25 protein-coding genes are annotated in these 22,984 nt (G+C 73.4%); 14 read left to right on the forward strand and 11 right to left on the reverse strand.

All coding sequences use genetic code 11. The features are described 5' to 3' along the window. The first annotated feature begins 32 nt into the window (after positions 1-32). The 3 genes from KUM38_RS22640 to KUM38_RS22650 all read left to right on the forward strand — a co-directional run bounded on the left by KUM38_RS22640 (position 33) and on the right by KUM38_RS22650 (position 3,397). On the forward strand, positions 33-710 hold the full coding sequence (locus tag KUM38_RS22640; RefSeq protein ID WP_217131249.1) for an AIM24 family protein: 678 nt from the start codon (positions 33-35) through the stop codon (positions 708-710). 82 nt (positions 711-792) lie between these two features. Beyond that, positions 793-1,752, forward strand: coding sequence for a threonine/serine dehydratase (locus KUM38_RS22645; RefSeq protein WP_217131250.1), 960 nt, complete (start codon positions 793-795; stop codon positions 1,750-1,752). 79 nt (positions 1,753-1,831) lie between these two features. Next, positions 1,832-3,397: a serine/threonine-protein kinase gene (locus tag KUM38_RS22650; protein ID WP_217131251.1), complete on the forward strand. Its 1,566-nt coding sequence runs from the start codon at positions 1,832-1,834 to the stop codon at positions 3,395-3,397. Here KUM38_RS22650 and KUM38_RS22655 read toward each other — a convergent pair. After that, on the reverse strand, positions 3,368-4,840 hold the full coding sequence (locus KUM38_RS22655; RefSeq protein WP_217131252.1) for a serine hydrolase: 1,473 nt from the start codon (positions 4,838-4,840) through the stop codon (positions 3,368-3,370). The two genes, KUM38_RS22650 and KUM38_RS22655, sit on opposite strands and share 30 nt — an antisense overlap. Before the next feature lie 74 nt (positions 4,841-4,914). Between KUM38_RS22655 and KUM38_RS22660 the strand changes: the two genes are divergently transcribed. Continuing rightward, entirely contained in the window at positions 4,915-5,886 is a 972-nt protein-coding gene (locus KUM38_RS22660) for an LLM class F420-dependent oxidoreductase (RefSeq protein WP_217131253.1), read from the forward strand. Between the two features lie 108 nt (positions 5,887-5,994). Continuing rightward, positions 5,995-6,420: an SsgA family sporulation/cell division regulator gene (locus tag KUM38_RS22665; protein WP_217131254.1), complete on the forward strand. Its 426-nt coding sequence runs from the start codon at positions 5,995-5,997 to the stop codon at positions 6,418-6,420. On the opposite strand, the gene KUM38_RS22670 is transcribed toward KUM38_RS22665, so the two are convergent. Beyond that, positions 6,421-6,918: a DUF6328 family protein gene (locus KUM38_RS22670; RefSeq protein WP_217131255.1), complete on the reverse strand. Its 498-nt coding sequence runs from the start codon at positions 6,916-6,918 to the stop codon at positions 6,421-6,423. Positions 6,919-7,056: 138 nt separating this feature from the next. On the opposite strand from KUM38_RS22670, the gene KUM38_RS22675 reads away from it, so the two are divergent. Further along, positions 7,057-7,395, forward strand: coding sequence for a hypothetical protein (locus KUM38_RS22675; RefSeq protein ID WP_217131256.1), 339 nt, complete (start codon positions 7,057-7,059; stop codon positions 7,393-7,395). Between the two features lie 12 nt (positions 7,396-7,407). Here the strand turns inward: KUM38_RS22675 and KUM38_RS22680 are convergent, their stop codons facing one another. The 3 genes from KUM38_RS22680 to KUM38_RS22690 all read right to left on the reverse strand — a co-directional run bounded on the left by KUM38_RS22680 (position 7,408) and on the right by KUM38_RS22690 (position 9,905). Further along, positions 7,408-8,391, reverse strand: a complete 984-nt coding sequence (locus KUM38_RS22680; RefSeq protein ID WP_217131257.1) for an aldo/keto reductase — start codon at positions 8,389-8,391, stop codon at positions 7,408-7,410. A 64-nt stretch (positions 8,392-8,455) separates the two neighbouring features. Beyond that, positions 8,456-9,163, reverse strand: a complete 708-nt coding sequence (locus tag KUM38_RS22685; protein WP_217131258.1) for a ribonuclease H — start codon at positions 9,161-9,163, stop codon at positions 8,456-8,458. Between the two features lie 259 nt (positions 9,164-9,422). Continuing rightward, positions 9,423-9,905, reverse strand: a complete 483-nt coding sequence (locus KUM38_RS22690; RefSeq protein ID WP_217131413.1) for a VOC family protein — start codon at positions 9,903-9,905, stop codon at positions 9,423-9,425. Between the two features lie 213 nt (positions 9,906-10,118). Here KUM38_RS22690 and KUM38_RS22695 point away from each other — a divergent pair, with 213 nt between their 5' ends. Continuing rightward, a complete protein-coding gene (locus KUM38_RS22695) occupies positions 10,119-10,775 on the forward strand; it encodes an ATP-dependent Clp protease proteolytic subunit (RefSeq protein WP_217131259.1) in 657 nt (218 codons plus the stop codon). Next, positions 10,775-11,377, forward strand: a complete 603-nt coding sequence (locus tag KUM38_RS22700; protein WP_217131260.1) for a ClpP family protease — start codon at positions 10,775-10,777, stop codon at positions 11,375-11,377. The genes KUM38_RS22695 and KUM38_RS22700 overlap by 1 nt, the downstream gene beginning before the upstream one ends. Positions 11,378-11,395: 18 nt before the next feature. Here KUM38_RS22700 and KUM38_RS22705 read toward each other — a convergent pair whose 3' ends face one another. Beyond that, positions 11,396-11,800 carry a helix-turn-helix domain-containing protein gene (locus KUM38_RS22705; RefSeq protein ID WP_217131414.1) on the reverse strand — a complete coding sequence of 135 codons (405 nt, stop codon included), beginning with the start codon at positions 11,798-11,800 and terminating at the stop codon, positions 11,396-11,398. Positions 11,801-12,059: 259 nt separating this feature from the next. Between KUM38_RS22705 and KUM38_RS22710 the strand changes: the two genes are divergently transcribed. Further along, complete coding sequence (locus KUM38_RS22710) at positions 12,060-12,947, forward strand: RNA polymerase sigma factor SigF (RefSeq protein ID WP_217131261.1); 888 nt, start codon at positions 12,060-12,062, stop codon at positions 12,945-12,947. A 24-nt stretch (positions 12,948-12,971) separates the two neighbouring features. Here KUM38_RS22710 and KUM38_RS22715 read toward each other — a convergent pair whose 3' ends face one another. Further along, complete coding sequence (locus KUM38_RS22715) at positions 12,972-13,427, reverse strand: ATP-binding protein (RefSeq protein WP_217131262.1); 456 nt, start codon at positions 13,425-13,427, stop codon at positions 12,972-12,974. A 148-nt stretch (positions 13,428-13,575) separates the two neighbouring features. On the opposite strand from KUM38_RS22715, the gene KUM38_RS22720 reads away from it, so the two are divergent. The 3 genes from KUM38_RS22720 to KUM38_RS22730 are packed head-to-tail and all read left to right on the forward strand — an operon-like array spanning position 13,576 to position 15,920. Continuing rightward, a complete protein-coding gene (locus tag KUM38_RS22720) occupies positions 13,576-14,160 on the forward strand; it encodes a PRC-barrel domain-containing protein (protein ID WP_217131263.1) in 585 nt (194 codons plus the stop codon). Next, positions 14,160-14,642, forward strand: coding sequence for a PRC-barrel domain-containing protein (locus tag KUM38_RS22725; RefSeq protein WP_254397604.1), 483 nt, complete (start codon positions 14,160-14,162; stop codon positions 14,640-14,642). Before KUM38_RS22720 ends, KUM38_RS22725 begins: the two co-directional genes overlap by 1 nt. A 9-nt stretch (positions 14,643-14,651) precedes the next feature. Continuing rightward, entirely contained in the window at positions 14,652-15,920 is a 1,269-nt protein-coding gene (locus tag KUM38_RS22730) for a streptophobe family protein (RefSeq protein ID WP_217131264.1), read from the forward strand. 352 nt (positions 15,921-16,272) lie between these two features. Here KUM38_RS22730 and KUM38_RS22735 read toward each other — a convergent pair whose 3' ends face one another. The 3 genes from KUM38_RS22735 to mgrA form a co-directional block, all read right to left on the reverse strand. Continuing rightward, entirely contained in the window at positions 16,273-18,594 is a 2,322-nt protein-coding gene (locus tag KUM38_RS22735; protein WP_217131265.1) for an FHA domain-containing protein, read from the reverse strand. Positions 18,595-18,660: 66 nt separating this feature from the next. Then, entirely contained in the window at positions 18,661-19,071 is a 411-nt protein-coding gene (locus KUM38_RS22740) for a hypothetical protein (protein ID WP_217131266.1), read from the reverse strand. A gap of 282 nt (positions 19,072-19,353) precedes the next feature. Then, a complete protein-coding gene (gene mgrA, locus KUM38_RS22745) occupies positions 19,354-20,346 on the reverse strand; it encodes an L-glyceraldehyde 3-phosphate reductase (protein WP_302181253.1) in 993 nt (330 codons plus the stop codon). Between the two features lie 128 nt (positions 20,347-20,474). Between mgrA and KUM38_RS22750 the strand changes: the two genes are divergently transcribed. Next, on the forward strand, positions 20,475-21,359 hold the full coding sequence (locus tag KUM38_RS22750; RefSeq protein ID WP_217131268.1) for a LysR family transcriptional regulator: 885 nt from the start codon (positions 20,475-20,477) through the stop codon (positions 21,357-21,359). Between the two features lie 27 nt (positions 21,360-21,386). Continuing rightward, on the forward strand, positions 21,387-21,902 hold the full coding sequence (locus KUM38_RS22755) for a DUF664 domain-containing protein (RefSeq protein ID WP_217131269.1): 516 nt from the start codon (positions 21,387-21,389) through the stop codon (positions 21,900-21,902). On the opposite strand, the gene KUM38_RS22760 is transcribed toward KUM38_RS22755, so the two are convergent. Continuing rightward, the gene (locus tag KUM38_RS22760; RefSeq protein ID WP_217131270.1) at positions 21,884-22,954 is read right to left on the reverse strand and encodes an adenosine deaminase; all 1,071 of its coding nucleotides are present in this window, start codon (positions 22,952-22,954) and stop codon (positions 21,884-21,886) included. The two genes, KUM38_RS22755 and KUM38_RS22760, sit on opposite strands and share 19 nt — an antisense overlap. Positions 22,955-22,984 lie beyond the last annotated feature (30 nt).

Raw genomic sequence — 22,984 nt, forward strand, 5'->3', positions numbered from 1 at the left:
CGGAGGGAGGAAGTCCGGGCGAGGATGCCCCCATGAAGGGTGACCTGTTTTCCAGTCAGCACATGGTGCAGCCGGCCACGGCCGCGGGCATGACCGTCGAGAACGCCAAATGCATCCGCTACACGGTCGACGGCGAGATGCACGCCCGGCAGGGCGCGATGATCGCCTACCGCGGCGACCTCCAGTTCGAGCGCAAGGGCCAGGGCGTCGGCGGCATGCTCAAACGGGCGGTGACCGGCGAGGGGTTGCCGCTGATGGCGGTCCGCGGACAGGGCGAGGCCTGGTTCGCGCACGAGGCGCAGAACTGCTTCGTCGTCGAGGTGGACCCCGGCGACGAGTTCACCGTCAACGGCCGCAACGTCCTGTGCTTCGACTCCACGCTGTCGTACCGCATCGCGACCGTGAAGGGGGCCGGCATCAGCGGTGGCGGGCTGTTCAACAGCGTCTTCACCGGGCACGGCCGGCTGGGGCTGGTGTGCGAGGGGAATCCGCTGGTGATCCCGGTGTCGTCGCAGTACCCGGTGTACGTGGACACGGACGCGATCGTCGGCTGGACCGCGGGCCTGGCCACCTCGCTGCACCGTTCGCAGTCGCTGGGCTCGATGCTGCGCGGCGGGTCCGGCGAGGCCGTGCAGCTGGTGCTGCGGGGTGAGGGGTACGTCGTCGTCCGGCCCAGTGAGGCGACACCGCAGAAGGCCCAGCAGCACTGACCGTTGTTGACCTCGGCCGCCGCGCGGGCCAGGGTGGGTCACGGCGCGGATCATCACCCCCCGGGCCGGAAAGGTGACAGTCGTGATCGGGATCGCCGACATCGAGACCGCGGCCGAGCGGATCGCCGGGCACGTGGTGCGGACCCCGACCGTGCCGAGCCCCGGGCTGTCGGCGCTGCTGGGTGTCCCGGTCACGGCGAAGCTGGAGCTGCTGCAGCGCACCGGTTCGTTCAAGGTGCGGGGCGCGGCGGCGAAGCTGCTGTCGCTGAGCGGGGCCGAGCGGGCCGCCGGGGTCGTGGCGGTGAGCGGCGGCAACCACGGGATCGCCCTCGCGGTGATGGCCGCGGCCCTCGATGTGAAGGCCACGGTGGTGATGCCGCGTTCCGCGCCCCTCCGGGCCGTGGAGATCGCGGAGTCCGCGGGCGCCTCGGTGCGGGTGACCGACGACATGGACGGCGCGTTCGCGCTCATGACCCGGCTCCAGCAGGAGGGGCTGACCCTGGTCCACCCCTTCGACGACCCGGTGGTGATCGCGGGTCAGGGCACGGTGGGGGCGGAGTTCGCCGCGGACACCGGTGACCTCACGGACGTCCTGGTGAGCATCGGGGGCGGCGGGCTGATCGCCGGGGTCGCGGCGGCGCTGCGGGCGCTGCGGCCCGGGGTGCGGGTCTGGGGCGTGGAGACCGAGGGCGCGCAGGCGATGTCCGAGGCACTGGCGGCGGGCGGCCCGGTGCCGGTGAAGCTGACGTCGATCGTGTCCACGCTCAGTGCCCCGGCCGTGTCCCAGCTGACGTACGAGCATGTGTCGGAGCTGGTCACCGAGGTGCTGGTGGTGCCGGACCGGGAGGCGGTGCGGGGCTCGCTGGAGCTCGCGGACCACGCCAAGGTGTGGGCGGAGCCGGCGGCCGGCTGTCTGCTGCCGGCCGCGCGGCGGGTGCTGGAGCGGGTCGGCGAGGGGGCCCGGCTCGGTCTGGTGGTGTGCGGCGGCAACGCCACCACCAGCGACATGATCGCCTGGACGGAACACTTCGAGCTTCGCTGAGCCTCCCGTTGAACGGACCCCGCCCGCTCCTCCGTACCACTGGGGGAAGCGGGAACCGGCGGTTCGACGAGGGATGGCCATGGGCAGGGCGCACGTCTCCACGGAACGATCGGTCGCCGGACGGTACCGGCTGGTCGAGATCACCCACCGCGAGACCAACCGCGTCCGCTGGTACGCCGACGACCTGCGGACCGGCCGCCCCTGCCTGGTCACCCGGGTGGAGCTTCCGCGGGACGCGGCCGGCGCGCGCCGTGCGCCCTCCCGCGTGCTGCGGGCGACGGAGAGCGTGGCCCGGCTGTGCCCCGGCCGCACCGCCACCGTCGTCGACGCCGTCGACGAGTCCGGCTGCCTGTGGACCGTCACCACGTGGATCGACGGCACCCCGCTCGACGAGGCCCTCTCCGAGGAGGGCGCGTTCGACCACGCGCGGGCCGCGCGCACCGCGCTGGAGCTGCTCGACGTGCTGGACGCCGCGCACGCCGCGGGCGTCACGCACGGCGAGCTCAGCCCCGGCCAGGTGTTCCTGCGCGAGAGCGGGCCGGCCGTCGTCACCGGGTACGGCCTGGCCGGCACGGCGTCGGCGCCCCGGCTCACGGCACCGTCGTACGCCTCCCCGGAGCAGGCCCGTGGCGAGCGGACCGGGCCCGCCGCGGACCTGTGGGCGCTGGGCGCGATCCTCCACACGATGCTGGAGGGGCGTCCGCCGTTCCGGGACCGCGGGCGGCCCGAGGCCACGCTGAAGGCCGTGGACCGGCTGCCGCCGCGCACACCGGTCCGGGCGGGCCCGCTCACGCAGGTCGTCCAGGGGCTGCTGCGCAAGGACCCGCGGGAGCGGCTGACCCGCCAGGTGGTCCGCGAGGCGCTCACCCGGGTGCTGCGGGAGGACCCGGGTGCCGTCCCCGCGGCGGTGCCGGGCCCCCGGCCGCGCGGTGGGCACACCGGCTCCGCGCGGTACGCGGGGCGGGGCGGGCGGACGGCGCTCCTCGGCACCGCGCTGGCCGTCGTCACGGTGGCGGTCGCCGCGCTCGCCGCGACGCGGGGGCTGCCGGGGGCCGGCAGCGACTCCGCCGCCGGCGCGCGGCCCTCGGCGTCCGCGCCGGCCGGCTCGCCGGACGAGCCCGGGGATCCGTCCGCACCCGCCCCGTCCCCCTCCCCGTCGGACGTCGCGGACGGCCTCCCGCCCGGCTACCGGACCTACCGGGCCCCGGAGGGCTTCTCCGTCGCGCTGCCCGAGGGCTGGGAGCGGCTGGACACCTCGCGCGCCTCCGACCTGGCCTACCGCGTCACCTTCGGCGCCGGCGGGGATCCGCGCACGCTCGCCGTCACCTACAGCACGCGGGTGGGGACGGACGCGGTGGCCGTGTGGCGGGACGACGTGGAGCCGCGCCTGGAGCGGTCCGGTGACGGCTACGAGCGGATCGGCGGGATCCGGGCGACGGCGTACCAGGGGCGCGAGGCCGCCGACATGGAGTGGTACGCCGCGGCCGACGGCGCCCGGGTGCGCACCTTCGGCCGGGGCTTCCTCCTGGGCGGCGGGCGCGGCTTCTCGCTGCGCTGGACGACCCCGGCCGCCGCCTGGGAGGACCCCGCGAGCCGGGAGGCCCTGCGGACCTTCCTACGGACGTTCCGGCCCGCCGCGGACTGAACCGCGCGGGGCGCGCAGCTTGTGCAGGGGCCACGCGTGCAGCGGGCGGGTGAGCCAGCGGGCGGTGAAGGTCCGGTCGGTGAGGGAGCAGGTGACCCGGAGGCGGTGCGGAGTCTCCAGGAACACCAGGTCCACGGCGAGGGTGTCGCCGTCGGTCCAGCCACCGCTCGCGGCGGTCGGGACGGGCGTCTCGGCGGTGGTCCACCCCTGCCCGCCGGAGAACCGTGCGTCGAACCGCGCGCCGTCCTCGGTGAGGCTCAGTGTCCAGCCGCCGTCGGCGTCCGCCGTGACCTCGGCCGCGGTCAGCTTCGGCTGGTCGGCGCAGGCCCCGCCCTCCGGGGTGAACGCGGCGCCGGACCAGTCCCCGGCCCGCTCCGGCGGTACGGGACCGCCGTCGGCCGGGGGCAGGGCGAGCCGTTCGAGGCGCTCGCGCAGGGCGGTGTCCGCGGCCTCGCGGCCGGTCAGCGGTTCGGGGCGGAAGGCGGGCAGGAGGTGCCGCCAGACCAGCTCGAGGTACTCCTGCATCCGCTCGGTCGCCGTCGTCACGGCGATCACCGCGTCGTGCTCGGGCAGGACGAGGCAGAACTGTCCGTAGGCCCCGTCGCCCCGGAATCCGTGCCGGGAGATCCAGAACTGGTGTCCGTAGCCGCGGTCCCAGTCCTGCCGGTCCGTCTCCCCCATGGCGCCGGCGGTCGGTATGTGCGGGTGGGAGGCGCGGGCGGCCCATCCCTCGGGCAGCAGCCGTTCGCCCTGCCACACGCCGTCGTCCAGATACAGCTGGCCGAGCCGCGCCACGGCGTCGGTGGCGGCGTACAGTCCGCTGAAGCCGATCTCGCGGCCGGTCCGGTCCCGCTGCCACAGCGCCTCGCCGAGGCCCAGCGGGTCGAACAGCCGGGGCCGCAGATATCCGGTGAGCGTCTGCCCGGTGACCCGTTGCACGATCGCGCCGAGGGTGTACGTGCAGGGCTGGTTGTACGCGAAGACGGTGCCCGGGTCCCGCTGCGGCGGCTGGAGCAGGAATCCGCGCACGGGTTCGGCGGGGTCGGCGGCGAAGGCCGCGTCGACGGTCTCGTCCTCGTGGCCGCTGGCCATGGACGCCACGTGCCGGACCAGCATCGCCCGGCTGCGCGGGTCGGTGATGTCGGCCTCGAACTCCGGGAAGTACGACAGCACCGGGGCGTCGAAGTCGAGCAGTCCCTCGGCCTCGGCGAGGGCGGCGGCGGTCGCCGTGAAGCTCTTGCTGAGCGAGTACAGCAGGTGCGGGCGCCGCGCGGCGTACGGCGCCCACCAGCCGGCGGCCACGAGCCGGCCGTGGCGCAGGATCATCAGGCTGTGCGGTTCGATGTCCGGGGCGGCTTCGAGGGCGTCGAGGAAGGCGTGGACGCCGGACGCGTCGACGCCCTGGGCGGCGGGGTCGGCGGTGGGGAGCGGGTGGGCTGTCATGGGAGGCATCCTGCCCGGGCCGCCGCCGGGTGATCCATCGTTTTCCCCGACCCGGGCCGGGGGACCCGGGCGGCATGGTGCGAATCGGATACACGATGATGACCGAGCAGGCCGGGCCCCGTGAGCTGGTCGACCACGTGGTGCGGGCCGAGGAGGCCGGCTTCGACTTCTCGGTGACCTCGGACCACTACTTCCCCTGGCTGGCGTCGCAGGGGCACTCGCCGTACGCCTGGAGCGTGCTGGGCGCCGCCGCGCAGGCCACCTCGCGCATCCCGCTGATGACGTACGTGACGTGTCCGACGTTCCGCTACCACCCGGCGGTGGTGGCGCAGAAGGCGGCGACGGTGCAGCTGCTGTCCGAGGGCCGGTTCCGGCTGGGGCTCGGCTCCGGCGAGAACCTCAACGAGCACGTGGTGGGCGGCGGCTGGCCGTCCGTGGACGTGCGGCACGAGATGCTCGAGGAGGCGGTGGAGATCATCCGCGCGCTGTTCGAGGGCGGCCACGTGAATCACCGGGGCACCCACTTCGACGTCGAGTCGGCCAAGCTGTGGGACGTGCCGGACCAGCCGCCGCCGATCGGCGTCGCGGTGTCCGGGAAGCGGTCCTGCGCCCTCGCGGGCCGGCTCGCCGACCTGGTGATCGCCACCGAGCCGGAGGCGGAGCTGCTCGACGCCTTCGACCGGCACGGCGGGCAGGGCAAGCCGCGGGTGGGGCAGCTGCCGGTGTGCTACGACCCCGACCGGGACGCGGCCGTCGAACGCGCCCACGGCCAGTTCCGCTGGTTCGGCAACGGCTGGAAGGTCAACTCGGAGCTGCCGCACCCGGACTCCTTCGCGTCGGCGACGCGGTTCGTCCGGCCCGACGACGTCGCCGGGTCGATCCCGTGCGGCAGCGACCCGGCGGACTTCGTGGAGGCCGTCCGCCCCTACGCCGAGGCGGGTTTCACCGAGATCGCCCTGGTGCAGATCGGCGGCGAGTCGCAGCCGGCGTACCTGGACTGGTCGGAGAAGACGCTGCTGCCGGCGCTGCGGGACGCCCTCGGCTGACGCCCCCCGGCGGCCCTCACGGCCGGTGATTCACCCGGAGGGCCGAGCATCTCGCGTGGATGCGGGGTACTAGAGGGCTCTACGTCGGTACTTCCCGGAGGCCCCCTCGTGAACTCGTTCGTGCACAAGACCCTGGTGGTGGAGCTCCAGGCGGGCGACACGGACCGCTTTCCCGTGCTCGCCCACCTGAGCTACGACCCGTCCGACCCGTTCGCCGTCACCATCGTCTTCAGCCACGACGGCCGGGTCCTCGCCCGCTGGCAGCTGGACCGGGAGATGGTCACCGAGGGTCTCATCCGCCCGGTGGGCATCGGGGACGTACGGCTGCGGCCGGAGTCCCGGGGTGTGGGGCGGGAGCTGCGGATGGAGTTCCTCGGTGAGGCGCACGCCGACGGCGGCCGGCACCACGCGGTGGTGTTCGCCTGGGCCGAGGCCGTCGGCGCGTTCCTGCACGAGACCCGGCTGGTGGTTCCGCCGGGGCGCGAGGAGGTCCGCGTGGACGACTTCCTCGCGGACGTCCTCACCGGGAACTGATCAGCGCGTGGTGTGCCGGTGCCGGGTCCACATCGGCAGGCCGAACCAGCACAGCAGGTACCAGCACACCACCCCGGCGACCAGGTACGGGACGAAGTCGTCGTGGGTGGCCACCCGCAGGATGAGCAGCAGCGAGGCGCTGGTGGTGGCGAGCAGCAGCAGGAGGCCGAGCATGGTGAGCCGGGAGGCCCACCGCACCGCCTGCGGTTTGATGCGCCGTCCGGAGACGAGCCGGTGCAGGGAGACCGGGCCGATGAGCGCGCCGGTGGCGCAGGCGCCCAGCAGCACCGTCACGATGTAGATCGTCTGGTCCGTGTCGGACAGGGTGGCGTACGTCGGGGTGAACACGACGGTCAGCAGGAAGCCGAAGAGGATCTGCACCCCCATCTGGGCGACGCGGATCTCCTGTATGAGCTCCGTCCACATCCGGTCCGCTCTCTCCTCCGCGGTCTCGTCCCGCCCCCTGCGCGTGCTCGCGCCCTGCTCCGCGTCCGACACGGTGGCTCCCTTCCGTAGGTCTCCCTCTGCTGATGCCCTGAAAGCCGCCGTCCTCCCAAGGGCGGCCGCCGGTTTGCGGACGCGGGGCACGGTTACCCGGACGGCTGATGACGCCGAGGCCAGGAGGTCGTGGGACGCATGTCGGACACCCAGCTCACCGTGACGCTCAGCGGCGGGGACGCCGACGACGCCCGAGCGGTCGTCCGGGCCCTGGAGGACACGTTCGGGGCTGCGGACCAGCGTCCCTCCGGGGAGCACGCGACGGTGCGCGTGGCGACGTTCACCGGAGAGGGGCGGGAAGAGGCCGGTCCCGCGGGAGCGGGGACGCTGTCGGCGCCGGTGACCGTCACCGTGCAGGGCACCCCTCAGGCGGTGCGGCGGGCGAGCGACACCCTCGCACGGTCCTTCACGGCGCGCGACGAGGGCGCCGCCTCCGGCGACCAGGAGCAGGAACGGCAGCTGCTCCTGGAGCCGTGACGTCCGCGGCTGCTACCAGCGGGCTTCGACCTGGCCCTTGATCCGCCGGTCGTAGAGGTCCCGGATCGCCGTGAGCGTCGCCCCGGGCAGCTCGGGGAGCCGGGCGGCGGCCGCGTTGGCACGGGCCTGCCCGGGCGTGCGGGCTCCGGGGATGACGGTGGTGACGCCGGGCTGCTCGATGATCCAGCGCAGGGCCAGCTGGGCCGGGGTGTATCCCTCGGGGGCGAGCGCGGCGAACTCGGCGGCGGCCTCGACACCGGTCGCGTAGTCGACGCCGGAGAAGGTCTCGCCCTGGTCGAAGGCCTCGCCGTGCCGGTTGTAGGTGCGGTGGTCGTTCTCGGGGAAGACGGTGTCCTTGGTGTACTTGCCGGACAGCAGTCCGGAGGCGAGCGGGACCCGGGCGATGATGCCGACGCCCGCCTCGCGGGCGGCCGGGAGGACCTCGAGCAGCGGCTTCATGCGGAACGGGTTGAGGATGATCTGCACGCTCGCCACGTTCGGCCGGGCGATCGCGGTGAGCGCCTCCGCGCAGGTCTCCACGCTGACGCCGTAGGCGGCGACGCGCTCCTCCGCCACCAGGGTGTCGAGGGCGTCGAAGACCTCGTCGGTGGAGTAGACGGGGGTCGGCGGGCAGTGCAGCTGCACCAGGTCGATGCGGTCGACGCCCAGGTTGCGCCGCGAGCGGTCGTTCCAGGCGCGGAAGTTGTCCAGTACGTAGTTCTGCGGGATCTGGTCGACCCGGCGGCCCATCTTGGTGGCGACCAGTACGTGCAGGTCGGGCCGTCCGCTCAGGAACGACGCGATGGTCTGCTCGCTGCGTCCGTCGCCGTAGACGTCGGCGGTGTCGAAGAAGGTGACGCCCGACTCCGCGGCGGCCTCCAGCACCGCGAGGGCTTCCTTGTCGTCGACGTCGCCCCAGTCCGCCCCGAGTTGCCATGTGCCGAGACCGATCACGGAGGCGTGCTGTCCCGACCTGTCGAATGTGCGCTCGTCCATGGACGTCAGTCTGTCATCCGTCCCGGCCGGGCGACGGGGCGGCTCCACTTCCGCGTGGGCCCGGTCAGACGCTCTGGGCCGTCCGGCAGTCGGGGTGGCCCCAGCCCTTGTCGTTCTTGGCGATCGGCTCTCCGGCCGCGTAGGACCGCCCGCACGTGCAGCGGCCCGGGAACTTCGCCTTGATCGTGCGGGCCGAGGAGCCGCCGCGCTGCCGGGGCGTCCTGGCACCGCCGGACGCGCGTTTCGCCGGACCGCCCGCCGGGCGGTCCGGGGCGGCCGGCGGCTCGGGCGAACCCTGTGCGCTGCCGGCGTCCTGCTGGACGGTGGCCGCCTGGCTGGCCGCACGGTCGGCGAAGTCGTTGAGCCGGTCGCCGTCGACCTGGTGGGCGGGGACGTAGCGGAACTCGACCGAGCGGTCCTGGAGGAGTCCGTCGATGCGGACGACGAGTTCCTGGTTGGCGACCGGCTTGCCGGCCGCCGTGCGCCAGCCGTTGCGCTTCCAGCCGGGCAGCCAGGTGGTGACGGCCTTCATGGCGTACTGCGAGTCCATCCGCACCTCGAGCGGTACGGCGGGATCGGTCGCCGTCAGCAGCCGCTCCAGCGCGGTGAGTTCGGCGATGTTGTTGGTGGCCGTGCCGAGCGCGCCGGCCTCCCAGCGGACCGGCGTCCCGGACGCGTCGGCGACCACCCAGGCCCAGCCGGCAGGCCCGGGATTTCCCTTCGAAGCCCCGTCGCACGCGGCCACAACTCGTTCACACATGCGCCCGATCATGCCATGTCCGGGCGGGCGGGCCGGTCCCGCTCACTCCAGGTCGTGGACGCGGAGGTCCGTCCCGTCCTCGAACCGCTTCGAACGGTGGGAGAGCACGGTGGGAGAGCACGGTGGGGAAGAACGCGCCGCACTCCCCCGGCTCACGGGTGGGGACCACCGCCCGGCAGCGGGCGCCGGGCCCGGCACGGGTGCCTCCGGGATCACACGGGTGATCGGGGAGGGCCTCCGCCACGGCCGGCCGGGGCCTGCGGTCCGGACCTCACTCGCCCGCGTACGCCTTCTCCAGGGCGGCGATGTCGAGCTTGCCCATCGTCATCATGGCCTTCATGGCACGGTCCGCCTTCCGCCGGTCCGGGTCGCCGATCATCTCGGTCAGCCGGACCGCGTTGACCTGCCAGGAGACGCCGAACCGGTCCTTGAGCCAGCCGCAGGGGCCGTGTTCGCCGCCGCCCTCGACGAGCTTCTCCCAGTAGTGGTCGATCTCCGCCTGGTCCGCGCAGTCGAGCTGGAAGGAGATCGCCTCGTTGAACGTGAACTCGGGTCCGGCGTTCAGCGCGACGAACCTCTGGCCGTTGGCCGTGAACTCGACGGTGAGCACGGAACCCTCGGCGCCGGGCGTGGCACCGGTGTTCCGGACGATGTCGCCGAGGCCGGAGTTCTCGAAGACCGAGACGTAGAAGTTCGCGGCCTCCTCCGCCTGGCCGTCGTACCAGAGACACGTGGTGAATCCGTCGGTGTTCATGGGCACCTCCTGGGGATGGATCGCGGTCATGGGTGTCGACTCCTCCGCGCCGCGGAATTCATCGGTGCGCGGCGAACCGGGCGGAACGGGCGATCTGCCCGTGGCGAATCTGCCGCGGGCAGAGATTTCCCCGCCGGCCGGCCCGTCCCGTCGACAGTGGGTGACACGCGGTCACCCGGGCCGCGTTCCGACGAGCGACCACCAGGAGCGCCGATGTCTCCGTTCACCGCCGGCCCGTGGCCGGCCCCGCTGCCCCGGGCCGAGGAGGGCGACACCCCGCCGACCCGGTTCGACGACCACCTCGCCGCCCAGCTGCTCGCGCAGCGCATCGTGCTGCTCGGCACGCAGGTCGACGAGGTGTCGGCCAACCGCGTGTGCGCGCAGTTGCTGGTCCTGTCCGCCGAGGACCCGCGCACCGACATCAGCCTGTACATCAACAGCCCCGGTGGCTCGGTCCACGCGGGCCTGGCCATCTACGACACGATGCGGCTGATCCCCAACGACGTCTCGACCCTGGCGATGGGCTTCGCGGCCAGCATGGGCCAGTTCCTGCTCTGCGTCGGCACGCCCGGCAAGCGCTACGCCCTGCCGAACGCGCGCGTCATGATGCACCAGCCGTCGGGGGGCATCGGGGGCACCACCGCCGACATCGAGATCCAGGCGGAGAGCCTGGAGTTCACCAAGCGGACCATCGAGCGGATCACCGCCGAGCACACCGGCCAGACCCCGGAGACCATCTCCCGGGACGGCGACCGGGACCGCTGGTTCACCGCCGAGCAGGCCAGGGAGTACGGGATGGTCGACCGGGTGGTGGAGTCGCTCGCCGACGTCCGCCCGGCCGCCGCCCGGCCCAGGATGGGGCTGCGGTGATGGGGACGTACACGATTCCGAACGTCGTCGAGCGCACCCCGCAGGGCGAGCGGTCCTACGACGTGTTCAGCCGGCTGCTGGCCGAGCGGATCATCTTCCTGGGCACGGAGATCGACGACGGGGTCGCCAACGTGGTCATCGCGCAGCTCCTCCATCTGGAGTCGGCGGCCCCGGAGAGCGAGATCGCGGTCTACATCAACTCCCCCGGCGGCTCGTTCACCTCGCTGATGGCGATCTACGACACGATGACGTTCGTACAGGCTCCGATCTCGACGTTCTGCGTCGGGCAGGCGGCGTCCACGGCGGCCGTGCTGCTGGCGGGCGGGGACCCGGGGCGGCGGTTCGTGCTGGAGCACGCGCGGGTGCTGCTCGGGCAGCCGGCCAGCGGCGGCACGCGTGGCACGGCGTCCGACCTGGCACTGCGGGCCAAGGAGATGGTGCGGATCCGCTCCCAGGTGGAGGAGGTGCTGTCCCGGCACACGCACCACGACGTGGCGACCCTGCGGGCCGACATGGACCGCGACAAGGTGTTCACCGCCGAGGAGGCCGTGGCGTACGGCCTGGCCGACGAGGTGCTGGCCCGGCGCCTGGTGGGCGTGTGAGGCGCCGGGCGTCGCGGGTCAGGCGGCCAGGCACAGTCCGTTGTGGGCGGAGCCGGACACTCCCCGGCCGGTGACGGTCCGCCGGTCGGTGACGGTCCGCCGGCCGGTGACGCGGACCAGCTCTCCGTGGGCCCGGGTCAGCAGGTCGCCGAGGCCGAGGCCGAGCGCCTGGGCGGCGGCCGCGAGGACCTCCGAGGAGGCCTCCTTGCGGCCCCGCTCCACCTCCGAGAGATAGGGCATGGAGATCCGGGCCGCGTCGGCGACGTCCTTCAGCGTCCGTTCCTGGGCGAGCCGCTCGCTGCGCAGCACGTCGCCGACGAGGTCGCGCAGCAGCGGCTCCCTGGGCGCGGGGGCCGGCTCCGGCCGCGACGGGCCGGGGCGCAGGGGGATGACACGGGCACGGTCCGGCGCTGGGCCGGTCACCTCTTGATTGGTCACCTCCTCAGCCTAGGAATTCCGGTCCCGAGGGGAAGGGAGCGGAATTCCGCCCTGAGTGAAGGCGCTCCCGGGCGCGGCCCGGGCTGCCGCGCGGGCCGCGCCCCCGTACCATCGGACGTACGAGTGACGACCGGTGCGCACCGCGGTTCCGAGCCTCTCGGAACACGGTGGGCATGGGTTCGTGTGACCTGGGTACCCGCAGGGCTCAGGCACATGTCAGCCGTGACGTCCGTGGGGAGAGGTAATGAGGACCGCCGTGATCCGGTCGCAGGCGCAGGTAGCGGAGATGCACACCGAGGCCGGGACGGGTGACGGGAATCGGCGGGCCGTGGTGGATCCGCGCGCCGTGGCCCCGCGCGATGCCAGGGAGCTGTCCCGCCAGTTCTTCCGTCGCATGGCGGAGCTGGAGGAGGGCACGCACGAGTACCAGTACGCGCGCAACACCCTCATCGAGATGAACATGTCCCTCGTCCGGTTCGCGGCCGGGCGGTTCCGCGGCCGCGGCGACGACATGGACGACATCGTGCAGACCGGCATGATCGGCCTGATCAAGGCCATCGACCGGTTCGAGCTGTCCCGCGAGGTCGAGTTCACCTCCTTCGCGCTGCCGTACATCGTCGGTGAGATCAAGCGTTTCTTCCGGGACACCACGTGGGCCGTGCACGTGCCGCGCCGGCTCCAGGAGCTGCGGGTCGAGCTGGCGAAGGCCCGCGAGGAACTCGCCAGCCGGCTGGACCGGGAGCCCACGGTCGGTGAGCTCGCCACGCTGATGAACATCACCGAGCAGCAGGTCGTCGAGGGGCAGATCGCCGCGAACGGGTACAACTCGTCGTCGCTGGACGCCGCCCTCACCGGTGACGGCCCGGAGAACGGCGAGGCCGTCCTGGCCGACTTCATCGGGGTCGAGGAGGAGGGGCTGCGCCTCGTCGAGGACTTCCACTCGCTCGCTCCGCTCATGGCCGAGCTCAGCGAACGCGACCGGGAGATCATCCACATGCGGTTCGTGGAGGAGGCCACCCAGGCGGAGATCGGCGAGCGCCTCGGCTGCTCGCAGATGCATGTGTCCCGCCTGATCAAGCGGATCATCACCCGGCTGCGCGAGGGCATGCTGGGCGAACTCGGCTGCGCCTGACCGGACGGACGACGACGCGGCCGGTCAGGCGGCGCCGAGCTCCAGCACGGCGCGCACACACTTGCCGACCGGCACGCGTTCCACACGGACGTCCCGCGCCAGCGCGCGGACGATCTCCAGACCGTGCCGGCCGACGCGTTCGGGGTTGCGGGGGAAGACCCGGGGCAGGCTGGCGCTGCTGTCGTAGACCGCCACCGTGAGCGAGGTGTCCGTGCCCTCCAGCTCCAGGATGTACGGGCCGTCGCTGTGCCGGTCCGCGTTGGTGACCAGTTCGCTCACCACCAGCAGCACCGCGCCGTCGGCCCGCTCGTCGATCGTGGCGCACCACTCGGTCCTGAGCTGCTGGAGGAAGTGCGCGGCGAACGCCCGCGCCTCGGCGATGCATCCCGGCTCACCGGTGAAGTGTGCCGCCCGCCGCAGCGGTTCCACGGGCACGTCGAAGCCAATCGGTATCACTGCCCCGTCCAGGTGGTAGGTCATGCTCGTTTCTTTCCGCGAAGCCGGGTCGGCCGGACGAATCCGCACCGGTCCTGGTACCCCGGCTCTCGCGGCACAGTCCCCCTGATCGGTGTTCGGCTCCACGGGGCGGGGAACCCGGGTTCCGCCGGGGTTCGGCGGAAGGGGCGCCATGAACGGACTGACGGCGGTGCGGAGCCTGACGACGCTGCCCGTGGTGACGCTGGGCGGCGATGCCGTGGCACACGTCAAGGACACGGTCTTCGACCCGGCGGCCGGGCGGATCGCGAGCTTCACCCTCACCGGCCGGACCCTGATGTCGGGCCCGCTGCCGCGGGATCTGCCCTGGCCGGCGGTGCACTGCCTGGGCCCTCACGCGGTGATGGTCCGCGACGAGGGGGCGCTGTGCGACCTGCCGCTGTCGGTGGCGCGCCGTGACGCCCTGCGCGGGCGGCTGCTCGGGGCGCACGTGCTGACCGACGAGGGCGACCTGGTGGGCACGGTGCTCGACGTGCTGGTCGAGGGCGGCACCAGCGGCCGGCTCGTCGCGTTCCGGCTCGCCGCGCACCGGGAGCTGGTGCACGGCTCCCGGCACCGCCGGCACCAGGTGTACGTGCCGCGGGGCGAGGTCCTGAGCGTCTCCGGCCGGACGCTGGTGATCCCGGCGCACGCGACGGCGTACGTCACCGACGACCTGCCGTCCTCCGTCGCCCGGACCGGCGCCCGTCACGGCCTCGGGAGGGGTGCGGCCCGGTGATGCTGTTCTCACGGGTGCGCGGGCTGCCCGTCCTCACCCCGGGCGACGCGGACCGGGTCGGGGCGGTGCGCGCGCTGACGGTCGACGCGGCGTCCGGGGAGGTCACGCACGTCCGGATACGGCGCGGGCGGTTGCGCAGGGAGGCCGTGGTGGCCTGGGCCGACCTGGGCGCGGCCGGCCCGGACATGCTGATCGCGCGCCCGGCCGGCCGGCCGGCCGAGGTCCCGCCCCACCGTGACCTGGTGGGGAGCAGGGTGCTCACCGAGTGCGGCGAGGAGCGCGGCACCGTGCTCGACGCGGCGTTCGATCCGGCCACCGCCCGCATCGAGGCGGTCCTGACGACCCTCGGCGAGCTGCCGGCCGAGCGCCTGCTGGGTCTCGGGGACCACGCCCTGGTGGTCCGGACGGGCGACGGGCACCACGGGGAGGACATGCCGCGCGGACGGACCTCCCGGCGGGCGGGGGCGGGCGGGGCTGCTTAGCGTGCAGACGTGAGTTCACGCACCTTCTCCGGCCGTCCGGCCGCCCGTCACGGCTGGGCGCAGGCCCTCGCCGCGGTACTCGGCGCGCTGATCGCCATGGGCGCGGTGGCCGCGCTCGGGCTGTGGGCGGCGGGTGCCACGGACCTTCCGGGCGGTTCCTTCCCTCCGGTGGTCGCGGCGACGGTGGTCGCGGCTGTCGGCGGCTCGGTGGAGCTCTCCGGGGACGCCGGCGACCTGGCCGGCACGGAGGGCGGTCTGACGGTCGTCCCGCTGTCCGTCACCCTCGTCGGGGCGCTGGTCATCGGCCGGGCCTTCCTGCGCCCGCTGCGGCACCACGCGGTCGCCGGAGCGCCCGAGCTGGCCGGGTGGGCCGCGAGGATCGCCGCCCTGTGGCTGTTCGCGCTCCTCGGCCTCGCGCTCGCCGCGCGGCACACGTTCGAGCTCTCCCTCGGGGACGGCCCGCTCGGTGACCTGGGTGACCTGTTCGGGATCAGGCCGGTGGTGGGGTTCTCCACCGACGTGCCGCCGACCGTCCTGATCGGCCTGCTCTGGCTGGCGGGGGTGCTGGTGGTGTCACTGCTGGTGTCCCAGGGTGCCCCGCTGCCGGCCGGGCTGCTGCGCTTCCAGACGTCGGCGCGTCCGGCGGCGCACGCGATGGTGCTGCTGTTGCTGGCCGCCGTCGTCATCTGCCTCGTCATCGCGCTGGTCGTCGCCGCCACCCGGGGGCACCCGGCCGAGACGTTCGCCGTGATCCTGCTGGGGCTGCCCAACGTGGCGTGGCTGGCGCTGACGATCGGGCTCGGTGCCACCTGGGACGGCAGGGTGGAGGGGCCCTTCGGGCTGCCCATGCCTCAGGTGCTCGACGAGGTGCTGCGCACCCCGGACGTCTCCGCCCTGAACCTGCGCACGCTCACCGAGCACGACGGCGGGAGGTGGTGGTGGCTGCTGGTGGTGGACGCGGTGCTGCTGCTGGCCACCGCGTCCGTGACGGCGGCCCGGTCCCCGGCCCGGGTCCCCGCCTGGCAGCACGCCGTGCGCATGGCGCCGGCGCTGGCGTCGACCGTGCTGATGATCTGCCTCACGGTCCGGATCTCCGCACGGTTCGGCCTGTCCGTGCTCGGCATCGGTGACCTCGGCGAGGGCTTCTCCGGCCAGGTGCTGCTGAGGCCACGGCTGTGGAGCGCCCTGGGCCTGGCCCTGCTGTGGGGCCTGGTCACGGGTTTCGCGGGGGCGCTGTCGGCGCGCGGGGTACCCCGGAGGGGCAGGGCCGACCGCTGACCGGGTTCACACCCGCGGACCGAACGCCGGCCGCGCCCGACGCGGCGGCTCGGGCCGGTCCTCGCCCGCGCCGGGGCCGGGCACACGCAGGTCCCTCGGCGTCGCCGGACGGCCGGTCACGGCCGTGTTCCCGCCGCCCGTGGCGGCGGTGTGCGGGGCAGGGCCGCGACGAAGTACCCGGCAGGAGGCGCAGCGGTCGTCGGGGGCCTTCGCCGGGGCCCCGGCGAGGACGGCGTCGGTCCGTGGGGCGAGGTCGGTGCGGTCGGCGGTCCGTGGCGGCGGGACGACGTGCGTGGGGACGGCGGCGGGACGACGTGCGTGGGACGGAATCCGGGGCCGTCGTCGTCGGCCCCTACCCCCGCATCACGGCCGGCTCGTGACGCCGCAGCAGACGGGACACCAGCAGGCCGAGGACCAGCGACAGGGCGAGCAGCATGCCGACGGCGAGCAGCCACACGTCCGCCGTGTGCGCGAAGAGCGGATCACGGCTCAGGTCGCCGGGCGAGAGCGAGGGGAGCCCGATGGTGCCGGCCATCGCGGCGAACCCCCAGCGGGCGGGTACCAGCCAGGCCAGCTGCTCCAGCACGAGCACGCCCTCGAGCGGCAGCAGGGCGCCGCAGAAGACGACCTGGACGATGGCGAGCAGCACCAGCAGCGGCATCGTCACCTCCTCCTTGCGGACCACCGCGGAGACCAGCAGGCCGAGCATCATCGCGGTGAAGGCGAGCAGCGCGACGGCGACGGTGATCTCGACAAGGGGCGGCATCAACACGCCTTCGTCACCGGGTGCGTTCAGGTCCACACCGAGCAGTGCGACGAGGGTCAGCACCACGGCCTGGAGCACGGTGACCGTGCCGAGCACGACCACCTTGGACATCAGGTACGCCGATCTGGACAGGCCCACGGCCCGCTCCCGCTGGTAGATCACCCGCTCTTTGACGAGTTCGCGCACCGCGTTGGCCGCGCCGGTGAGGACCGCGCCGACGCACAGGATGAGCAGGGCGTTCATGGCGGACCTGCGCGTCAGCTCGCTGCCCGCGAGGGCCCGCGCCATGGCACCCATCACGAACGGCAGCGCGATCATGATGGCGAGGAAGGTGCGGTCCGCGGCGAGCGCGGCGGTGTAGCGGCGGACCAGGGTGCGGAGCTGGGCGCCCCAACCGCGCGGCCGGGGCAGGGGTCCCACGAGGACCGGCTCCTCGCGGGGCCGCTGGGGCTGGGCGGCGGCCTCGGCGACGTACCGCCGGTGGAAGGGCGAGTCGCGGTACTGCCCCGCCCAGTCCCGGTCCTGCTGCTGCTCGAACGCCTCGAAGGCCTCCGGCCAGTGCTCGAAGCCGAAGAAGGCGAGGGCGTCACCGGGCGGGCCGTAGTAGGCGGTCCTGCCGCCGGGGGCGAGGACGAGGAGGCGGTCGCAGACGTCCAGGCTGAGCACGCTGTGGGTGACGACGACGACGGTCCGGCCGTCGTCGGCGAGGCCGCGCAGCATGCGCATCACCGAGCGGTCCATGCCGGGGTCGAGGCCGGAGGTCGGCTCGTCGAGGAAGAGCAGCGACGGCTTGGTCAGCAGTTCCAGCGCGACGCTGACCCGTTTGCGCTGGCCGCCGGACAGGCTGTGCACGTGCTGGCGGGCCCGCTCCCCGAGGCCGAGTTCGCGGATCACCTCGTCGACCCGGGCCCGTCGTTCGGCCTGGGCGGTGTCCTGCGGGAAGCGCAGTTCGGCGGCGTAGGACAGGGCGGCGTGGACGGTCAGCTGGGTGTGCAGGATGTCGTCCTGCGGGACGAGGCCGATGCGCTGACGCAGCTCGGCGTAGTCGTGGTAGAGGTCGCGGCCGTCGTAGAGGACGGTGCCGTGGTCGGCGGGGCGCTGACCGGTGAGCGCGTTCATCAGGGTGGACTTGCCGGCACCGCTCGGGCCGACGACCGCGAGCAGGCACTTCTCCCCCACCGGGAAGGAGACGTGGTCGAGGAGGCGCTTGGTGCCCCGGTCGACGGTGACGGTGAGGTCCTGGACGTCGAGGGAGACCTCGCCGGTGTCGACGTACTCCTGGAGTTCGTCGCCGATCAGGCAGAAGTCGGAGTGGCCGACGCCGACGATGTCGCCGGGGCGGATGTCGGCCCGGTCGACCGGCACGCCGTTGAGGTAGGTGCCGTTGTGGCTGCCGAGGTCGACGATCTCGTACGAGCCGTCGGCGTGGACGTGCAGTTCGGCGTGGTGCCGGGAGACGATCAGGTCGTCGACGACCAGGTCGTTGTCGGGGTCCCGGCCGATGCGGACGGTGCGGGTGGGCAGCGGTCGTACGGAGGCCGGCTGTCGGAAGGTGTGGGTGAGGGCGGGATGGGAGACCGCCTGCGGCCGGTCGCGCGCGGGGGCGGCGAGGACGGCGCGGGGGCCGTCGTCGGGATTGCCGAAGTGGATGACGTTGCCGGGGCCGACCTCCCGGGCGCGGATGCGCTGACCGTTGGCGTAGGTGCCGTGGGTGCTGTGCTCGTCCTCGACGGTCCAGCGGCCGTCCTCGGAACGGAGCACCGCATGGTGCCAGGAGACCCGGGCGTCGTCGAAGACGATGTCGCTCGACGGGTCGCGTCCCACGTGGTAGTCGCGGACCGGACTCATCACGGTGGAGCCCGTCTCGGTCTCCAGGACGAGCTCCGGGGCGACCGGCCGCTCCGCCATGACTGGATTCTACCCATTGACCCGTTCGAGTGCCCGGCGTCACCGGCCGGGGCGCGGCCGTGCGCCTCAGGCGACGGGAACACCGAGCACCCGGGCGGCGCGCTGCATGCGCAGGGCGTCCACGGACTCGGCCAGCAGTTCGTACTCGGTGGTGTCGTCACCGGTGGCGACGCGTACCATCCGTCCGGCGGCGAGCGTCTCGGCCACCTCCTCCTGCCGGGCGACGTCGCCGCACCAGGTGCGCAGCACGGCGGGTACGTCGGGGACGCCGTCGGCGACGGGGACGAGCGCTCCCGGCGGTAAGTGCTCGGCGTCGGGCTGCGGGTCGAGACGCTCGGCGATCCAGAGGGCGCGGTCGCGCAGCCACCACAGGGCCAGGGCGAGGGTGGGCGCCCGGTAGGTGCCGAGCGGTACGCCGATGCGCCGGCCGTCGCAGACCCCGTACGCGGTGACATGGCACAGGAATTCGTCGTGCACGTTCCCTCCCCCGCTGCGTTGCTCGCCCGCCGGGGCGGGCCGGCTGCCCGCCTCGCGGCTCGCATGCTGTGCGTGAGGGCGCCGTCGCGCGGTGTGAAGCGCTCTCGATGTCGAGTATGTTCACCGCTGAAACACTGTCACCACGTGTTTCCGGCCAGTCTCCTGGCATATTCACGGCCGCCGCTGGCCGAAACGATGCGGGTGTGGCCGACGGGGCGCATGTGACCTCGTCGACGGCCATGGGCCGGGCGGCTGCACGGCGCCCGGCCCATGGCGGTGTCCCTACTGCTTCACGACCGCGTCGATGCGGGCCAGCTCCTCCTCGCTGAAGTCGAGGTTCCGCGTGGCGGTGACGCTGTCCTCGAGCTGCTGCGGGCTGCTCGCGCCGACCAGGGCGGAGGTGAGGCGGCCGCCGCGCAGCACCCAGGACAGCGCCATCTGCGCCAGGGTCTGGCCGCGCGAGGCGGCGATCTCGTCGAGCGCGCGCAGCCGGCCCACCAGCTCCCCGGTGACGGCGTCGGTGTTCAGGAAGGGACTGTCGCTCGCGGCCCGGGAGTCCTCGGGGATGCCGTCCAGGTAGCGGGCGGTCAGCAGGCCCTGCTCCAGCGGGGAGTAGGCGATGGAGCCGACCTGGAGCTCGTCCAGGGCGTCCATCAACCCCTCGTCCTCCGGGCGGCGGTCGAGCATCGAGTAGCGGGGCTGGTTGATCAGCAGCGGGGTGCCCAGCTCACCGAGGATGCGGGCGGCCTCGCGGGTCTGCTCCGCGGAGTAGTTGGACACACCGACGTACAGCGCCTTGCCCTGCTGGACCGCCGAGTGCAGCGCGCCCATCGTCTCCTCCAGCGGAGTCTCCGGGTCGAAGCGGTGCGAGTAGAAGATGTCCACGTAGTCCAGGCCCATCCGGCTCAGGCTCTGGTCCAGCGAGGAGAGCAGGTACTTGCGCGAGCCCCATTCGCCGTACGGGCCGGGCCACATCAGGTAACCGGCCTTGGTGGAGATCACCAGTTCGTCGCGGTACGGCGCGAAGTCCGCCTTCAGCGCCTCGCCGAGGGCGGACTCGGCCGCGCCCGGCGGGGGCCCGTAGTTGTTGGCGAGGTCGAAGTGGGTGACGCCCAGGTCGAAGGCGCGGCGCAGGATGGCGCGCTGGGTCCCGGCCGCGCGGTCGGGACCGAAGTTGTGCCACAGGCCGAGCGAGAGCGCGGGGAGCTTCAGGCCGCTGCGGCCGGTGCGCCGGTAGGGCATGTCCGCGTAACGGTCGGGGTGTGCGGTGTACAACACGACTCCAGAGGGGTTGGCACACGTCTTGGACGGTTCCGTCGAACCGCCCGTCCACTCTGTCGCGACCTGCGGGCAGTGGTCCAACAGAAGAATCCGATGGAATTCAGCGGATACGCTTCTCAATCATGGAACTGCGTCACCTCCAGCACTTCGTCGCCGTGGCCGAGGACCAGCACTTCACCCGCGCGGCGGAACGGCTGATGGTCTCCCAGTCGGGCCTGTCCGCGTCCATCCGCGCCCTGGAGCGCGAGCTGCAGACCCCGCTGTTCGTCCGCACGACCCGCAGGGTGACGCTCACCGAGGCCGGCCGGGCACTGCTGGCGGAGGCCGAGCGGATCCTCGCCCAGGTGCGGGCCGCGCACGAGGCGGTGGCCGCGGTGCAGGGCGTGCTGCGCGGCACCCTCGCGGTCGGCGCCGAGCAGTGCATCGCCGGGGTGAACGTGGCGGAGCTGCTCGCCACGTTCCGGCGGCTCCACCCGGACGTGGAGATCCGGCTGCGGCAGTGGGGTTCGGCCGCGCTGGCGGAGGAGGTCGCGGCGGGGCGGCTGGACCTGGCCTTCGCCTACCGGACGGAGGCGGACCCGGAGCAACTGCGGTCGGTGCCGCTGACCAGCGAGCCGATGACGGTGCTCTGCCACCCCGGCCACCGCCTCGCGCGCGCCGGGGCGCCGCTGACCCCGCGCGATCTCGGCGACGAGGTCTTCGTCGACTTCCACCCGGACTGGGGTCCGCGCCGCGCCACCGACGCGGCCTTCGCCGCCGCGGGCGTACGGCGCACGGTGGCGCTGGAGGTGAACGACGTGCACAGCCTGCTCGACCTGGTCGACGAGAACCTGGGCGTCGCCGTCGTGCCGCGGCACTTCCGGCACAAGCGGGAGGCCCTCACCGCGCTCCCGCTGAAGGACACCGGGGAGGCGGTGTACGAGACGGTCGCCCTGGTGCCGTCACCGCGGGCGACGAGTCCGGCGGCGCGGGCGCTGATGACCCTGCTGGACGACGGGGGCGCGTGAGGCGCGCGGATGCGCGAGGGTGGGGGCATGCATGCCAAGGACATCCTCATAGACGGCTTCGGCCGCGTCCGGGAAGAAGTCCACTCCACCGTCGAGGGCCTCGGCCCCGACGACCTGAACGCCCGGCCCGGCCCCGGCGCGAACTCCGTCGCCTGGCTGGTCTGGCACCTCACCCGGGTCCAGGACGACCACGTCGCCGACGCCTTCGGGCTCGACCAGGTGTGGCTCTCCCAGGGCTGGGAGAAACGCCTGGGCCTCGGCCTGCCCCGCCACGACACGGGGTACGGCCACACCTCGGCGGAGGTCGCCGAGGTGCGGGTCGACTCCGGTGACCTGCTGACCGGCTACCACGACGCGGTGCACGAGCAGACCCTCGGCGCGCTGCGCGCGCTGGCCGCCAAGGACCTGGAGCGCGTCGTCGACGAGGGCTGGGATCCCCCGGTGACCCTGGGCGTACGGCTGGTCAGCGTCCTGTCCGACGATCTGCAGCACGTCGGACAGGCCGCGTACGTGCGGGGGCTGCTTCAGAGCACGGACGCGTAGCCGGGCAGGACGACGTCCTGGATGAGCGCGTTCCGCTCGTCGAACGGGAGGAACGCGCTCTTCACGGCGTTCACCGTGACCGTGCGCAGGTCCTCGGCCGTCCAGCCGGCCTGCTCGACCAGCAGGGACATCTCCCGCGTCATGGTGGTGCCCGAGACGAGACGGTTGTCGGTGTTGAGGGTGACGCGGAAGCCGAGGTCCTTCAGCGCGGTGATCGGGTGCTCGGCGATCGAGGTCGCGGCGCCGGTCTGGAGGTTGGAGGTGGGGCACATCTCCAGCGCGATCCGGCGGTCGCGGACCCAGCCGGCGAGGCGGCCGAGCTTGCCCTCCACGATGTCCTCGGTGATGCGCACCCCGTGTCCGATGCGCTGGGCGCCGCACACCTGGACGGCCTGGTGGATGCTGGGCAGGCCGTGGGCCTCGCCGGCGTGGATGGTGAAGGGCACGCTCTCGCGGCGCAGGCGCGCGAAGGCGTCGAGGTGGTCGGCGGGCGGGAAGCCGTCCTCGGCGCCGGCGATGTCGAAGCCGACCACGCCGGCGTCCCGGAAGGCGACGGCCAGGTCGGCGGCCTCGCGGACCCGGTCGAACATCCGCATGCCGCAGAGCAGGGTGCCGACCCGGACGGGCGTCCCGGCGGCGGCGGCCTTGGCCATACCGGCGGCGAGGCCCTCCTGGACGGTCTCCACGACCTCGCGCATCGTCAGCCCGCCCCTGGTGTTCAGCTCGGGGGCGTAGCGCACCTCGCCGTAGACGACACCGTCGGCGGCCAGGTCGAGCACGTACTCCTCAGCGGTGCGCAGCAGGCCCTCACGGGTCTGCATGACGGCGAGGGTGTGCTCGAAGGTGGCGATGTAGCGGACCAGGTCGCCGGAGTTCGCGGCCTCGACGTACCAGGCGGCGAGCTCGTCGGGGTCGGTGGTGGGCAGGGTGTGGCCGACGGCCTCCGCCAGTTCCACGACGGTCGCGGGGCGCAGGCCGCCGTCGAGGTGGTCGTGCAGCACCGCCTTGGGGAGGCGGCGGAGGGTCTCTGCGTCTATGCGCGTAGATGACATGTGCGGTCTTTCCTCGGCGGGTCGTTCGGC

Origin of the sequence: Streptomyces sp. AC558_RSS880 (genome assembly GCF_019049255.1) — a bacterium.
Taxonomy (GTDB): domain Bacteria; phylum Actinomycetota; class Actinomycetes; order Streptomycetales; family Streptomycetaceae; genus Streptomyces.

Excerpts from the sequence above, each read along its gene's own strand:
- KUM38_RS22640 (WP_217131249.1), top strand. The coding sequence starts at position 33 with ATGAAGGGTGACCTGTTTTCCAGTCAGCACATGGTGCAGCCGGCCACG.
- KUM38_RS22715 (WP_217131262.1), bottom strand. The coding sequence starts at position 13,427 with ATGACCTACCACCTGGACGGGGCAGTGATACCGATTGGCTTCGACGTG.
- KUM38_RS22695 (WP_217131259.1), top strand. The coding sequence starts at position 10,119 with ATGTCTCCGTTCACCGCCGGCCCGTGGCCGGCCCCGCTGCCCCGGGCC.
- KUM38_RS22725 (WP_254397604.1), top strand. The coding sequence starts at position 14,160 with ATGCTGTTCTCACGGGTGCGCGGGCTGCCCGTCCTCACCCCGGGCGAC.
- KUM38_RS22760 (WP_217131270.1), bottom strand. The coding sequence starts at position 22,954 with ATGTCATCTACGCGCATAGACGCAGAGACCCTCCGCCGCCTCCCCAAG.
- KUM38_RS22720 (WP_217131263.1), top strand. The coding sequence starts at position 13,576 with ATGAACGGACTGACGGCGGTGCGGAGCCTGACGACGCTGCCCGTGGTG.
- KUM38_RS22680 (WP_217131257.1), bottom strand. The coding sequence starts at position 8,391 with ATGGACGAGCGCACATTCGACAGGTCGGGACAGCACGCCTCCGTGATC.
- KUM38_RS22700 (WP_217131260.1), top strand. The coding sequence starts at position 10,775 with ATGGGGACGTACACGATTCCGAACGTCGTCGAGCGCACCCCGCAGGGC.
- KUM38_RS22690 (WP_217131413.1), bottom strand. The coding sequence starts at position 9,905 with ATGAACACCGACGGATTCACCACGTGTCTCTGGTACGACGGCCAGGCG.
- KUM38_RS22735 (WP_217131265.1), bottom strand. The coding sequence starts at position 18,594 with ATGGCGGAGCGGCCGGTCGCCCCGGAGCTCGTCCTGGAGACCGAGACG.
- KUM38_RS22755 (WP_217131269.1), top strand. The coding sequence starts at position 21,387 with ATGCATGCCAAGGACATCCTCATAGACGGCTTCGGCCGCGTCCGGGAA.
- KUM38_RS22675 (WP_217131256.1), top strand. The coding sequence starts at position 7,057 with ATGTCGGACACCCAGCTCACCGTGACGCTCAGCGGCGGGGACGCCGAC.
- KUM38_RS22650 (WP_217131251.1), top strand. The coding sequence starts at position 1,832 with ATGGGCAGGGCGCACGTCTCCACGGAACGATCGGTCGCCGGACGGTAC.
- KUM38_RS22750 (WP_217131268.1), top strand. The coding sequence starts at position 20,475 with ATGGAACTGCGTCACCTCCAGCACTTCGTCGCCGTGGCCGAGGACCAG.
- KUM38_RS22710 (WP_217131261.1), top strand. The coding sequence starts at position 12,060 with ATGAGGACCGCCGTGATCCGGTCGCAGGCGCAGGTAGCGGAGATGCAC.
- KUM38_RS22660 (WP_217131253.1), top strand. The coding sequence starts at position 4,915 with ATGGTGCGAATCGGATACACGATGATGACCGAGCAGGCCGGGCCCCGT.
- KUM38_RS22655 (WP_217131252.1), bottom strand. The coding sequence starts at position 4,840 with ATGACAGCCCACCCGCTCCCCACCGCCGACCCCGCCGCCCAGGGCGTC.
- KUM38_RS22685 (WP_217131258.1), bottom strand. The coding sequence starts at position 9,163 with ATGATCGGGCGCATGTGTGAACGAGTTGTGGCCGCGTGCGACGGGGCT.